11 protein-coding genes are annotated in these 14,178 nt (G+C 60.2%); 3 read left to right on the top strand and 8 right to left on the bottom strand.

All coding sequences use genetic code 11. The annotated features are described in order from the left end of the window. Positions 1-39: 39 nt before the first annotated feature. From B9Z49_RS18310 to B9Z49_RS18300, 3 genes are read left to right on the top strand one after another with little or no spacing between them, the layout of a single operon-like run. Positions 40-2,988, top strand: a complete 2,949-nt coding sequence (locus B9Z49_RS18310; RefSeq protein ID WP_369913781.1) for a molybdopterin oxidoreductase family protein — start codon at positions 40-42, stop codon at positions 2,986-2,988. 59 nt (positions 2,989-3,047) lie between these two features. Next, the gene (locus B9Z49_RS18305) at positions 3,048-3,773 is read left to right on the top strand and encodes a 4Fe-4S dicluster domain-containing protein (protein ID WP_199225108.1); all 726 of its coding nucleotides are present in this window, start codon (positions 3,048-3,050) and stop codon (positions 3,771-3,773) included. Between the two features lie 7 nt (positions 3,774-3,780). Further along, complete coding sequence (locus B9Z49_RS18300) at positions 3,781-4,707, top strand: DmsC/YnfH family molybdoenzyme membrane anchor subunit (protein WP_108354881.1); 927 nt, start codon at positions 3,781-3,783, stop codon at positions 4,705-4,707. A 329-nt stretch (positions 4,708-5,036) separates the two neighbouring features. On the opposite strand, the gene B9Z49_RS21845 is transcribed toward B9Z49_RS18300, so the two are convergent. The 8 genes from B9Z49_RS21845 to B9Z49_RS21840 form a co-directional block, all read right to left on the bottom strand. Continuing rightward, the gene (locus B9Z49_RS21845) at positions 5,037-5,213 is read right to left on the bottom strand and encodes a hypothetical protein (RefSeq protein ID WP_158273532.1); all 177 of its coding nucleotides are present in this window, start codon (positions 5,211-5,213) and stop codon (positions 5,037-5,039) included. Between the two features lie 144 nt (positions 5,214-5,357). After that, positions 5,358-5,609: a BrnA antitoxin family protein gene (locus B9Z49_RS18295; RefSeq protein ID WP_108354880.1), complete on the bottom strand. Its 252-nt coding sequence runs from the start codon at positions 5,607-5,609 to the stop codon at positions 5,358-5,360. Continuing rightward, positions 5,602-5,883, bottom strand: a complete 282-nt coding sequence (locus tag B9Z49_RS18290) for a BrnT family toxin (RefSeq protein ID WP_108354879.1) — start codon at positions 5,881-5,883, stop codon at positions 5,602-5,604. Before B9Z49_RS18290 ends, B9Z49_RS18295 begins: the two co-directional genes overlap by 8 nt. A gap of 311 nt (positions 5,884-6,194) precedes the next feature. Next, a complete protein-coding gene (locus B9Z49_RS18285; protein ID WP_108354878.1) occupies positions 6,195-6,521 on the bottom strand; it encodes a nucleotidyl transferase AbiEii/AbiGii toxin family protein in 327 nt (108 codons plus the stop codon). After that, the gene (locus tag B9Z49_RS18280) at positions 6,493-6,918 is read right to left on the bottom strand and encodes a DUF6088 family protein (RefSeq protein ID WP_108354915.1); all 426 of its coding nucleotides are present in this window, start codon (positions 6,916-6,918) and stop codon (positions 6,493-6,495) included. Before B9Z49_RS18280 ends, B9Z49_RS18285 begins: the two co-directional genes overlap by 29 nt. 257 nt (positions 6,919-7,175) lie before the next feature. Continuing rightward, entirely contained in the window at positions 7,176-7,451 is a 276-nt protein-coding gene (locus tag B9Z49_RS18275) for a DUF86 domain-containing protein (protein WP_108354877.1), read from the bottom strand. Positions 7,452-7,515: 64 nt separating this feature from the next. Then, entirely contained in the window at positions 7,516-7,824 is a 309-nt protein-coding gene (locus B9Z49_RS18270; protein WP_108354876.1) for a nucleotidyltransferase family protein, read from the bottom strand. Between the two features lie 168 nt (positions 7,825-7,992). Further along, on the bottom strand, positions 7,993-14,166 hold the full coding sequence (locus B9Z49_RS21840; protein WP_233254705.1) for a hypothetical protein: 6,174 nt from the start codon (positions 14,164-14,166) through the stop codon (positions 7,993-7,995). Between the last annotated feature and the right edge of the window lie 12 nt (positions 14,167-14,178).

Genomic DNA, 14,178 nt, shown 5'->3' with positions numbered 1-14,178 from the left:
AACCCTGTGTTCAAGTCCTTGTTTTCTGAGTCTTCCGGGTTGCCCTTGCAAGACCCTTTGGCCGAGCCCAACCCCACGGCGCAAACCACCGTCAAATGCACCACCTGCTACATGTGCGCCTGCCGCTGCGGCATTCGGGTGCATTTGGTCGAGGGCGACAAAGGCCCCGAGGTGCGCTACATCGACGGCAACCCGGACCACCCACTCAACCAGGGGGTGATCTGCGCCAAGGGCTCGGCGGGCATCATGAAGCAGTACTCGCCCGCACGCCTGACGCAGCCGCTGCTGCGCAAACCGGGCAGCGAACGTGGTGCGGGCGAGTTTGAGCCCATATCCTGGGAACGCGCCTTTGACATCCTGAGCGAACGTCTGGCGCACATCCGAAACACCGACCCCAAGAAGTTTGCGCTGTTCACCGGGCGCGACCAGATGCAGGCGCTCACCGGGCTGTTTGCCCGCCAGTTCGGCACGCCCAACTACGCCGCGCATGGCGGCTTTTGCTCGGTCAACATGGCGGCCGGCATGATCTACAGCGTGGGCGGCAGCTTTTGGGAGTTTGGCGGACCGGACCTGGAGCGCTCCAAACTGTTTGTGATGCTGGGTACGGCCGAAGACCACCACAGCAACCCCATGAAAACCGCGCTGTCCAAGTTCAAGCGCGCAGGCGGTCGCTTCATCTCCATCAACCCAGTGCGCACGGGTTACTCGGCCATCGCCGATGAGTGGATTCCCATCAAGCCCGGCACTGACGGCGCGCTGCTCATGGCCTTGCTGCACGAGCTGGTTCGCACCGACACGCTGGACCATGCATTTCTGAAGCGCTTCACCAACGCGCCCCAACTGGTGGTGCTGGACGAGGGCGAGCGCGAAGGTCTTTTTGCCTTTGACCCCGACCCGGCCAAAGGCCCGCCCGGTGACGGCCGCAACCCGCACAACAAACTGGTGTTTGACCGCACCAGCGGCCGCATCCTGAATGCCTACCCCGAGGGCATTGCCGAGGGCTGCGACCCGGCGCTGGACGCACCGCCCGAAGGCCACTACACCCTGGCCGACGGCACGCGGGTGGTGCCCGCCTTTGCCTTGCTGCGCCAGCGCGTGCTCAGCTGCACGCCTGAATGGGCGCAGGCCATCACCGGCATAGCGGCAGATCGCATTCGCCTGCTGGCGCAAGAGTTGGGCCACGCCGCCCTCACGCAGGCCTTTGAGCTGCCCATTCCCTGGACCGATGCCTGGGGCAAAAAACACCCCACCACCCAGGGGCGTCCGCTGGCCTTTCACGCCATGCGCGGTTTGGCGGCGCACTCCAATGGCTTTCAAACGGTGCGTTCGCTGGCGGTGCTCATGAGTCTGTTGGGCACCATCGACGCGCCCGGAGGCTTTCGGCACAAAGCGCCTTACCCGCGCCACATCGTGCCCAACTACCGGGTCTTCAACGACCCGGACATGGTCAAACCCAACACGCCGCTGAACGCCGCGCCGCTGGGCTTTCCGGCCAGCCCCGAAGAGTTGGCCATCCACGCAGACGGCACGCCGATGCGCATTGACCATGCGTTTTCTTGGGAACACCCGCTGTCGGCCCACGGCATGATGCACAACGTCATCACCAACGCGGTCAAGGGCGACCCCTACCGCATTGACACTTTGATGCTGTTCATGGCCAACATGGCGTGGAACAGCAGCATGAACACCATGGCCGTGCGCGAATCGCTCAACCGCAAGGACGCGCAGGGCGAGTACATGATCCCGTTTTTGGTGGTGTGTGACGCATTCCAAAGCGAGACCGTGGCCTTTGCCGACTTGGTGCTGCCCGACACCACTTACCTGGAGCGGCACGACACCATGAGCATGCTGGACCGGCCGATTTCGGAGTTCGACGGCCCGGTGGACTCGGTGCGCGTGCCGGTGCTGCAGCCCCTGGGCGAATGCAAGCCCTTTCAGGAGGTGCTGGTGGAGCTGGCTTCGCGCCTGAAATTTCCGGCCTTCACCACACCCGAAGGCGGGCGCAAGTTCAAGGGCTATACCGACTTCATCGTGAACTTCGAAGCCCAGCCGGGCATTGGCTTTTTGATGGGCTGGCGCGGCGAAAACGGCGACCAGCACCTGCGCGGTGCGCCCAACCCCAAACAGTGGGAGGCCTATGCACAAAACAACTGCGTGTTTCAGTACACCCTGCCCGAGAACATGCACTTCATGCGCAACTGGAACCGCGACTACCTGGACTTTGCCAAAGACAAAGGCTGGCGTCAGCGCAACGACCCGGTGCAACTGGCGATTTATTCCGACACCCTGCAGTCCTTTCGCCTGGCCGCGCAAGGCAAAACAAAAGGGCGTCAGCCGCCCGAGCATCTGCGCGCGCGCATCAACACCTATTTCGACCCCTTGCCGTTTTGGTATGCCCCGCTCGAAGACGCGGCCATTGACCTGAAGGCCTTCCCGCTCAACGCCATCACGCAGCGGCCCATGGCCATGTACCACTCGTGGGACTCGCAAAACGCCTGGCTGCGGCAAATCCACAGCCACAACTACCTGCATGTGCACCCCAGCACCGCGCAGGCGGCGGGCGTGGCCGACGGCGGCTGGGCCTGGGTGGAGAGCCATTGGGGCCAGGTGCGCTGCATGCTGCGCTACAGCGAAGCCGTGGAGCCGGGCACCGTCTGGACCTGGAACGCGATTGGCAAAGGCGATGGCGCTTGGCATCTGGCACCCGGCTCGGACGAAGCGCGCAAAGGCTTTTTGCTCAACCACCTGATCTCGGAAGAATTGCCGCTTCCCCAAGGCACGGGCGCGCCAGCCGGTGCGAAGGTCAGCAACTCCGACCCCATCACCGGCCAGGCGGGCTGGTACGACGTGCGGGTGCGCATTCGACCGGCCGAGCCTGAAGAGGCGGCCCAGAGTTTTCCGCAGGTGGAGACCATGCGGCCCGTGCCGGGTGTGCGCGGTGGTGTTGCCCAAGTGATGCGATTTTTTGCAGGGAAATCCAAACCATGATCCAGTGGCTCAAAGACCTTGTGCAAGGCCATGCACCTTCCCCTGTCAGTCCCCATCTGATGGAGCCCGGTGGCGGTGGCGCGGCGCAAGCCGTGGACACCGAGACCCCCACACTGGCGCGCCAGCTGGCGCTGGTGATTGACCTCAACGTGTGCGTGGGCTGCCACGCCTGCGTGACGGCCTGCAAACAGTGGAACACCTCGGGCATGGCCGGGCCGCTGAGCGACGTCAACCCCTATGCGGCCGAGCCCACCGGCACCTTTTTCAACCGGGTGCAGACCTACGAAGCGGGCAGCTTTCCGAACACCGACACGGTGCACTTTCCCAAAAGCTGCCTGCACTGCGAAGACCCGCCCTGCGTGCCGGTCTGCCCCACGGGCGCGAGCTACAAGCGTGAGGCGGATGGCATTGTGTTGGTCGATGCCGACAAATGCATCGGCTGCAAATACTGCGCCTGGGCCTGCCCCTATGGTGCGCGTGAATTTGACGAAGCCAGCGGCGTCATGACCAAGTGCACCCTGTGCGTGGACCGCATCCACAACCCTCTGCTGCCCGAAGCCGACCGCAAGCCCGCCTGCGTCCAAGCCTGCCCGACCAACGCCCGCCTGTTTGGCGACGTGAAAGACCCGAACAGCGAAGTCAGTCAGGCCATCCGCGAGCGGGGTGGTTATGCCCTGATGCCCGAATGGAACACCCGCCCGGCCAACCAGTACCTGCCGCGCCGCGTCACCCCGGCAGCGGTGACGCCCCTGCCAAGCCCTGCGGGCAAAACTTCACCACATTGAGGTCTTCATGCGTCCTGCCTGGTCCATTCTTTTGTTCACCACCCTGTCCGGCACGGCCCAGGGCCTGCTGCTGGCGCTGGCCGTGGCCAGCTGGCTGATGCCCCTGGACACGGGCTTTGCCCTCATGGCCATCGGCGTGGCCGAAGTGCTGCTGGTCGGTGGTCTGTTGGCCTCGTTCTTTCATTTGGGTCAAAAAACCCGTGCCTGGCGGGCGGCGGCCATGTGGCGCACCTCGTGGATGTCGCGCGAAGTCATCGTGCTGCCCTTGCTCATGGGGTTGGTGGCCCTGTGGTGGCTGGGTTTGTACTTGGGCGCATCCCCCCTTGCCTTGCAGGCACTGTCTGCGGCGGTGGTGGTGGTCACGCTGGCGCTGTGGGTGTGCACCGCCATGATCTACGCTTGCCTGCGCTTTTTGCAAGAGTGGGCGCACCCGCTCACGGTGATCAACTTCACCCTGCTGGGCATGAGTTCGGGCAGCGTGCTGCTGTGCGCCCTGGCCAGTGCCACGGGGCAAACCGAGCTGTTGGCCTGGCTGCAGCCCTGGGTGCTGGGCAGCACCTTGCTGGCCTGGTTTCTGCGCCGTCAGGCTTTGCGCCGCAACGCCCGCCTGTCCCCCCTGTCAAGCCTGCAATCGGCCACCGGCATCCACCAGCCGCAACTGGTGCAAAAATCCATGGGCATGTCGGCCGGGTCTTTCAACACCCGCGAGTTTTTTCACGGTGCCACAGCCCGCACCGTGCGCCGCATGCCCTGGGTGTTTCAGCTGCTGGCGTTTGCGCTGCCCTTGTTGTTGTTGACCCTGCTCAGCACGCAGTCGGCGCTGGTCTGGCTGGGCGCCGTGCTGCTGCAGTTTGTCGGCCTCTTGGCCGAGCGCTGGGTCTTCTTCGCCCAGGCCCGCCATCCGCAAAACCTGTACTACCAAACGGTGTCTTGAGGTATGTATCTCGGGTCAAGCCCAGGATGACATTTAAAGAGCCCGGGATGACATACCACCACTGTCACCCCGGCCCCCGAGCCGGGGTCCACTCTCATGACACGCGCAGCGCACTTGAAGACATGGATCCCGGGTCGAGCCCGGGACGATAAAAACACCCGGGATGACATTTCAGAGGGCACGGATCTCATCTAAAAAGCTCGTGATGACAAACCACCACTGTCACCCCGGCAAACGAGCTGAAGTTGCACCTCAAAGAGTGCGCCCATGCCAGGCGCGCCAAATAAAAAAGCCGCATGACAGCGGCTCTTGAATGGGCAATCAGGATATCAGGCATGGGCAGCGCGGAACCGCTCCGCGATTTCACGCTTGCTCTTCTGCAGCAACTCGATCTCTGATGGCGTCAGCATTCTCGGAACGCGCAAGGTAGCGAGCTTCTGATTGAGTAAGGCAGTCGAAACCGTGACCGAACCGGCTTTGCCACCATTCTTCAAACGCTGTTCCATGTTTACTCCTTAAATCGACAAGTTGATAAGGGGCTTGCGCCCTACCGAAGACATGGATTGCCGCACTTCGCTCGCAATGACGAGAGAGGGGGCGCGCGATGACGGGAAAAGACTTGCCCACAGAGTGGGCTACTACAGCAAACCTTATGCAGCCAAGGCAAAACGCTCGTCAAGCAAGCTGCGCAAAGCACGAAGAGACACCGGTGCAGCTTCGGGATCGATGGCGTTTCTGAGGGCATCGTTGATCAGTGTCTGATAACCATGACCGGAGGCTTCAGCCTTCGCTCGAAATGCCTCCAACACGTCATCGTCCAGCATGATCGTGATCCGCGTCTTACCGGGTGAAGGCAACACTGCGCCCCGTTTTGCCGCTTTGAAATCATATTCTTTACGCATGGTAGTTCCTTGCCTCATTGGGACTTGCTTTTCGCGCAGAAATCAAACGTCTGCGGTCCTCACGTTGGGTGTGGCACACCACCAGCACACGGCCTAATGCATCCATACCCAAAGTCAAAAATCTTTGCTCACCTTGAGCATCCGGATCATCCATTGTCAAACCAAATTCATCGCGTAAAGCTTGTTCAGCATGCGCAAAGCTGACGCCATGCTTTTTTTGATTGAGCTTGGCTTTGACCGGATCAAATTCAAACTGCTCGTCATGATTATGCATATTCAATACATATATTTCAAGTTTAACAAAACGCCTGGGGACAGGCTACAACAAAAAAACCCACACCCTTGTGAGGTGTGGGCTTTGCCGGGGTTGGGGATGGGGATGGACCCCGGATCGAGTCCGGGGTGACATTTGGGGGGCCGGGATGACAAGTGAGAGGCCGGGATGACATTTCAGAGAGGCCGGGAGGGCAAACCACCACTGTCACCCCGGCCCCCGAGCCGGGGTCCACTCTCATGACACGCGAAGCGCACTTGTCACCCCGCACTCTCTTTATGTCACCCCGCACTGGATGCGGGGTCCATGCTTTAGCCTTCGCGAAGCGCAGATGAAGACGTGGATCCCGGCTCGGAGGCCGGGATGACATACAGAGGGTCCGTTCGGGACAGCCCCTCGGGCACCACCAGCTTGAAATCGACATCTTCAGACATCCGCTCTATCAATCTGTGTGCTTTGGAAAGGCATGTCCCGCCACAAAACACCAAGCCCACGCCATCCGTGTCCGTGCTGGCGATATGGCGAAGCGCCTGGGTCAGTAGCAGGTCTTTTTCGAGAATCGCCTCGGCAAGCGGCGTCAAGCCCTCGCCAATAACATCCTCAATTTGCTTATGCTCTTGCGCTGTAATTGTTTTCATAACGCACCGTGCTGATACCGACTGTGATCTTGCGTGTGATGCGGCGATCCCCCGTATCAAATGTGGTGCGCACCGGAATTTGCGTGGTCCGACCTTCAGCATACGCGCGTTGGGCGCGACCCAAAGTCGCAGGTACTTCCAATTTTTGGAGCGTTTCTTGAGCCAATTCGGCCAACGTCACACGCGGCACAGGCTTGCCCGATAGCCTGCTAGGCCGAGCCTTGGCATAAGTGCCATAACCCAAACGCACAATCTTCCCATCGGCCACCAGCTGCTTGAGCACGCGGCTGATCTGACTGGGGCTGCCCATGCGCTCAAAATCGACACGCATGACCACTTCTCCTTTGCGCAAAGCAATGGAACGAACCATTCTGTCTTTCAAGCTGTACCGGCTCATGAGGGCCTCCGAAGTGATGCAAACAATGCTCATGCACTATACAACAAAGCCTCATAGCTGAGCGTGTTGCGCGGTAGGTGTGGAGACGGGGATTGAAGATGGACCCCGGCTCGGAGGCCGGGGTGACATGAAAAGAGGCCGGGGTGACATGAAGAGGGGCCGGGATGACAAAACACCACTTGTCACCCCGGCCCCCGAGCCGGGGGCCATTCCTCTAATGACACGCGCAGCGCACTTTAGGTGACGGTGGTGTGGACTCAGGCGGGGTCGAGTTCAGCCAGCAGGAGATTTGCTGTGCTCAGCAAGGGTTGCAAAGAGATTTGAATCACTGACCAGACCGTTGAAGCGTTCACCGTTGCATAGCCATGGATCAATTGATTTCTGAAGGCGACGATCTGCGGCAACTCTGGAATTCTTGCCGCCATCACTGGGGCTGTCTTCGCCAGTTGGTTAAGTGCTTCGCCAATGATTTCGAATTTACGCTCTACCGCCGCCTGGAACAATGCATCTTGTATGTATTGCCCAGCATCCATTCAGGAAGTGAATGCCTGAATAGCCAAGGCTGACTCGCGCACATCCCACAAAAAAGCGCGCGGGTCACGCTGCATAGACAGGCTCTTTGTGCGCATTGATCGATGCCAGCACGAAAGGGTTTTTAACGGCGCCAGATTCGATCAGATCGACACCGCGCCCCAACACGCTCTCAAGGGCCGCCTTGGCACCAAAGAACGTCTGCAGGCCATGGTCGGCATCGGTCGTGAACTCCACCAGAAAATCTGCATCGCTGGTTTCAGGATTGAAATCACTGGCACGCGCAGCTGAACCAAACACCTCCAGACGCTTGATGTGAAAGCGCCGACAGATGCTTGAAATTTCAGACGTGTGCTGTGCGATGGCAGGATGCATTTAATGATTCTATGAGATTCAGGGATGCACAGCCATCCGTCACGGCCCCAAAGGTCAAGCCCGAGATTGACAAATGACTATCACCCCGGCCCTCGAACCAGGGTCCACTCTCATGCCACGCGCAGCGCACTTGAAGACATGGATCCCGGGTCAAGCCCGGGATGACAATTACATGTTGGTCCGTGTCATGGCCTCGTCGATGAAGAGGGTGGCGCCGTTGTAGGACATTTCTCTGTAGGTGTCGGCGGCTGCGAAGGCGTAGCCTGCGCCGTAGGTGGCGGCCAGGGTTGCGCCTGAAATACCAGTGGTCACCGTCGTCCAGTTGATACCGCCAACCAATTGAACGGTGTCGCCCGCCTTGCCGTTCACCACCAGCATCTGGCTTTCATCCACCCCGCTGGTGGCGGGGTTGTCCAGGATGTCCGACAGATTGATGATCGCGTTGCGATCGATCTTGAGCGTGCCTGCGCCACCAGCACCGTTTTGAGTCATGTCGACCGTCTCAAAGCTGTGCAAGTGGGCTGCCACATTGACGTTGGTCAAATCCAACGTGATGTTGGCTGCCGCAGCACCGCCGTTGTAAAAGCCCAGCCTGTCGATGCCGTCACCACCATCAAAGGTGGCAAAGCCAGAGGCCAAGGCCAACTTGGTCACGTTGTTGCCCATGATCTGGATCGTGTCGGCACCCGCACCCGTGTTGATGTTCTCAATACCCGTGTTCTGGATGCCCACAGCAGTCACCCAATCGTCACCGGGGCCAGTGACCAAGGGGTCAATCGCGGCAGTGCCTTTGTTGGTGCCCTTGTAGCCATCAAACCTGAACGGAATCAAGCTGGCATCAAAAGGCTGCGAATCGGTAGCGCCAAGGCCCGCTGCGTTGTTGGCTGTGGCGTTGTAGCTGCCATCGGCCACAGCCACCGTGGTGGTGCCAGCACCCGTGCTGGGCGTGTTGACCGACATCACCCAAGTTTGTGCATCGAGTTGGGTCAATCCGCTCACCGAGCCGCCATTGGTCACGGTCACGTCGCTGGCTGTAAAGCCCGTCACCGCTTGGTCAAAGCGGAAGGTGTAGTTCACCGTCTTGCCTGCAGACACTGCTTCGGAGGCATCATTGGTGATGGTCAGGCGTGGCACAGCGCCAGAAGCCTGGTTGATGGCATAGCCCACCGATGCGGCCACTTCGGTCGCGCTGCTGCTCATGATCTTGGCGGTGTAGTTCTCGCCAGCGGTGGCAATCGTGTCGGCATAGGACCAGGTGGTGCCTTTGACCGTGGCCTGCCCCAAGCTGACACCGTTGCTGAACACCTCGACATACTGGCCGGACGACAGGGCCTTCGCCAAAGTGCCGGAGACCACGCCTGTTGTGTGACGAGTGCCGCTGCCATTGGCCAGGTCCACGGTTTCGGCAACACCGGTCATCGTCAACTTCAGGTTGTCGATGGCATATTGGTCCTTGGGCATGTTTTGGAAGCTGATCTCGTCAAACGTTCCGGTTTGATTAAAGACGCCAGGAGCGCTTGCCAATGCGTTGTTGGCCAAGTTGAATGGCCCCGCAGCAACCGCAGAATTGTTGAGAAGGCGCACCACCGCCGTACCGCTGGTCGTGGCATTGTTGATGCCGTTGTAGTCAAACGTTGCGTTGGTGATCGTGCCATTCAATGGCATGACCGCCCACTGACTTGTTGAATTGGTAGGCAAGATGGCGTTGTTGATGACAAGTTGACCATTCAACTGTGTGAAATTGGGCAAGACCGTGCCGCCAACCTGTGATTGGAACTGAATGCCGTTGGCCGTCGTGAAGTCCCACATCGAGTCGGTGCTGTTGTAAGGCAGGTTGTCAAAAGTCTCCATCAGAACCTTGGTGGTGGTTCCCGTGGCCTTCACGTTGGTGACGGCCACCGCATTGCCGCTGGTGCCCGAGCTCACATCGCTGTCGATCAAAACCTGGGCTGCCGTGGTGCTGTGGTTGTACACACGGTAGGTAGTGGTCACGCTGCCCACGGTGATGTCGGTGGTGCCTTTGTAGTCCCACTGCCCAGCCAGACCCGTATTGCCCACGGTGCCGTTGGTTGTCACACCATCCAGGTTCAGACCGTCCAAAGCCACCGCATCTGTGGTGGTGCCGTTCACCACAAATTGCACCTTGCCGGTGCTGCTGGTCGAGCCGGTGGCCTGCACGCCGCTGGCGGTGGCCGTTTGCGTGGTGGACGCGAAGCTGTAGGCCGACATGGTCGACGCGTTGGCACCACCCAAAGACAGCACGTCGTTGGCCGACATGATCATTGAGGAGCTGCCCAGCAGCTCAAACACTTCGATCTGCTCGATCGGCTTGACGGTTTGCGTGTCGGTGATGGCCGTCAAGTCCAGCGTGGTGCCTGCCAGCAGCTTGAACGTGTCCACACCCGCACCGCCGTTGACCATACCGCCCGCAGCCAGCGTGGCTTGCAGACCGGTGCTGGTGGCGGTAATGGTGTCGTTACCTGCCAGGGTATCCAAGTTTCCGCTCATATAGCTCAGGCTGTCGGGCGACGGGGTGGCCAATCCAGTGCCACCTGCAACCAAGGAGCCATCGGTCACCGCAGCCGTGGCGTTGCTGAAGACAAAGTTATCCAAGCCCACCGGCCCTGCTGTGGTGACGGCGTTGCTGCCCGCCGTCAAAGCCAAATTGATGCTCTTGGTTGTGGTGGCGCGGAAAGTGGCCGTGAAATGGCCCGCATCCAGCGAACCGCCGGGTGTGAACGCAATCGATGTGCCGTCGATCATGGCCACCAGGGACTGTTGGTTCAAGACACCATGGTAGTAATCGAATTTAAAGGTGTAGTCCTGCCCGGCTACCACGTTGACGTTTTCGGACCACAGTGTTTGAACACCGCCGCCGTCCAACTGGAAAATCATGGTGTTGCCGGTGAAGGCGCCATCTGGGTTGGTTGACGTTGTTGAATTGGTGTATTTTCTGGACCAAGCGATGCCGGATGTTGTTCCGGTTTGCGTGATGTTCGTTGCTTGCACTTCCAACGGAGAGGTGTTGCTTGTGATGTTGTAACGGTTCTCGGCTACATTGGAATTGGCAAACGTCAAACTTGTGTTGTAGCTGGCCGTCGACGTGAAGCCTGTATTGCCATTCGAGAAATCACCGTTGTCTAACACGTTGGCTGCAGGCGCAGTCACAGTCCAGAGATTGGACAGCACACTCTGGTTGCCTTGCGCGTCGACTTGCTTGGCACTGAAGGTGTTGCTGCTGTAGGTCAGAGGCTGGGTGATCGGCACGGCCCAATTGCCACTGCCATCCACCACAGCTGAACCCACCAAGGTGTTGATGCTGTTGTCGTACAGATAGATGGTGTCCCCGGCCACGCCCGTGCCCTTGACGGTGCTCAGGGCGTTGGTGGTGGTGCCGTTGTTGGCAATGGTGGTGCTGCTGGCGGTGTCGAACACCCCGGTGATCACCGGCGCTGCTTCTGTCAGGTCTGCATTGACCGGCTGGTAAGCCGTGGTGCTGGTGCCCGAGGCCGAGACGATGTTGGCGCTGTACACCCAGCTGGCGTTGTAGCCTGCGGTGTCGGTGATCTCCCAGGCCGTGCCTGCGGCGTTGACTGTGGCGTTGCCAATCAAGGTGCCGTTGGCGTAGACCTTGACCACATCACCTGCGGCCAGTGGCGTGGCCACGGTGCCCGAGATCAAACGCCCGGCCGAGGTGTCGTTGGTGATCCAGTTGCTGTTGATGGTGGCATCGGCCGTGACGCCGCTGTCCTTGGTCATGCTGCTGAAAGCAATGTCGTTGCTGCGCACCGTCGGGGCGATGGTCGTCAGCACCTGCGCTTGTGTGGTGCTGTGGTTGTAGACCTTGTACGTCACGCCGCCAATGACGGTGGTGCCCATGTCATCCCACTGTCCATCCAGGCCGGTGTTGCCCTGAAGGCCGTTGGTGGTCACGCCATCTTTCATCAACGGGTCCAGTACCAGCGTGTCGCTGGCTGTGCCGGTGATGACCATCTGCACCTTGCCCGTGCTGCTGGCCGAAGCCGTGCCGCCGGTGGTGCTGGTGAAGGTGTAACCCGCCATGGTGCTGGCGTTGCTGCCGCCCAAAGACAAGACATCGTTGGCCGACAAGGTCAGGCTCGACGTGCCTTGCATCTGGAAGATTTCCACTTCCTGGATAGGCCTGACGGTCTGGTTGCCGTTCAGCGCGTCCAGATTCAGCGTGGTGCCTGGTGCCAGCTTGAGCGTGTCCACACCCGCGCCGCCGTCAACCATGCCGCCTGCGGCCAGTGTGGCTTGCAGGCCGGTGCTGGTGGTGGTGATGGTGTCGTTGCTGCCCAGCGCGTCGAGCACACCTGCGGTGTAGGTCAGGTTGTCTGGGTTGGCGGTGGGGCCTGCTGTGCCGAGGGTGTTGGCGGGTGCCGCTTCACCAAAGGCCATGTTGTCCAGCATGTAATCGCCACCGTTGGTCGTGTTCCAGCTTTCCAAACTCAATTTGACCGAGCCTGTTCGTGTCGCCACATAGGTCACGAAGATTTGACCCGCACTAGAGGCCTTGGTGCTGGCCGCAGTCAATCCATCGATCTTGACATCCATGAAGTTGGCACCGTAAGCATTCGCCGTATTAGTCTGGGCATAACTATTCCAGTAGTCAAAGCTGAAGGTGTAGGACTTGCCTTGTACCACGTCGACATTGGCGACCCAGAGATCGACGGTGTTGGTGGCACTGCTACCGGCCACGGCCTCGACACTGCCCACCAGCATCTTGCCGCTGGCAAGGTCAGTGAATGTTCTGACAGCTTGGTATTCCTGCTGGTTAACGTCTGCGGCGCTGTAGATGTTTTGTCGCCATGTGCCGTTGGTCCAAGCCTGTGCGGCCGTCAAGCCCGACAGTGCCCCCGGTGTGGGGTTGGCGACACCGGAGCGGTTGAAGTTGCCAGGATCGTCGACCACGTTCTGACGGTTACCCTGAGCGATCAGGTTGATCATCTGGGTGTTGGTTGAACCCGAGCTGGTGTACATCGGCACTTCAGTTGTGAAGCCGGTGTTACCCGCATCAAAACTGCCATTGAATGTATTGGCCGTAGGCGCATTCACGGTCCACTGGTTGGACAAAGCACTCTGATTGCCCTGTGCGTCCATCTGCCTGGCGGCAAAGGTGTTGCTGCCATTGAATGTGCCCGTGAGCGACGTGACCGACCAGTTGCCCGAGCCGTCCACCACCGCAGAGCCGACCAGTGTGGTGTAAGTGTTGTCGTACAGGTAGATGGTGTCCCCCGCCACACCCGTGCCCTTCACAGAGCTCAGTGCTTTGGTGGTCGTGCCGTTGTTGGCAATCGCTACCGTGCTGCTGGCGGTGTCGAACACACCGGTGATCACCGGGGCGGCTTCGCTCAGGTCGGCGTTGACCGGCTGGTAGGCCGTGGAACTTGTGCCCGAGGCCGAGACGATGTTGGCGCTGTACACCCAGCTGGCGTTGTAGCCTGCGGTGTCGGTGATCTCCCAGGCCGTGCCTGCGGCGTTGACCGTGGCGTTGCCAATCAAGGTGCCGTTGGCGTAGACCTTGACCACATCACCTGCGGCCAGTGGTGTGGCCACCGTGCCCGAGATCAAACGCCCGGCCGAGGTGTCGTTGGTGATCCAGTTGCTGTTGATGCTGGCATCGGCCGTGACGCCGCTGTCCTTGGTCATGCTGCTGAAAGCGATGTCGTTGCTGTGCACTGTGGCGCTGATCGTGGTCAGCACCTGCGCTTGCGTGGTGCTGTGGTTGTAGACCTTGTAGGTCACGCCGCCAATGACGGTGGTGCCCATATCGGCCCAACTGCCCGCCAAGGCCGTGTTGCCTTCCACACTGTTGGTGGTCACGCCGTCTTTCATCAACGGGTCCAGTACCAGCGTGTCGCTGGCCGTGCCGGTGATGACCATCTGCACCTTGCCGGTGCTGCTGGCCGAAGCCGTGCCGCCGGTGGTGCTGGTGAAGGTGTAACCCGCCATGGTGCTGGCGTTGCTGCCGCCCAAGGACAAGACATCGTTGGCCGACAAGGTCAGGCTCGACGTGCCTTGCATCTGGAAGATTTCCACTTCCTGGATAGGCCTGACGGTCTGGTTGCCGTTCAGCGCGTCCAGATTGAGCGTGGTGCCTGCGGCCAGCTTGAGCGTGTCCACACCCGCGCCACCGTCGACCATGCCGCCTGCGGCCAGTGTGGCTTGCAGGCCGGTGCTGGTGGTGGTGATGGTGTCGTTGCTGTCCAGCGCGTCCAGAGCGCCTGCGGTGTAGCTCAGCGTGTCGGGGTTGGCGGTGGGACCGGCGGTGCCAAGCGTGTTCGGTGGCGCAGCTTCGGCAAACACCAGGTTGTCCAGCACAAAGTCGGCCGA

Origin of the sequence: Limnohabitans sp. 2KL-51, from assembly GCF_003063645.1 — a bacterium.
Taxonomy (GTDB): domain Bacteria; phylum Pseudomonadota; class Gammaproteobacteria; order Burkholderiales; family Burkholderiaceae_C; genus Limnohabitans_A.
The sequence above is the reverse complement of the archived record's forward strand: the minus strand, read 5'-3'. Positions and strand labels throughout refer to the sequence as shown.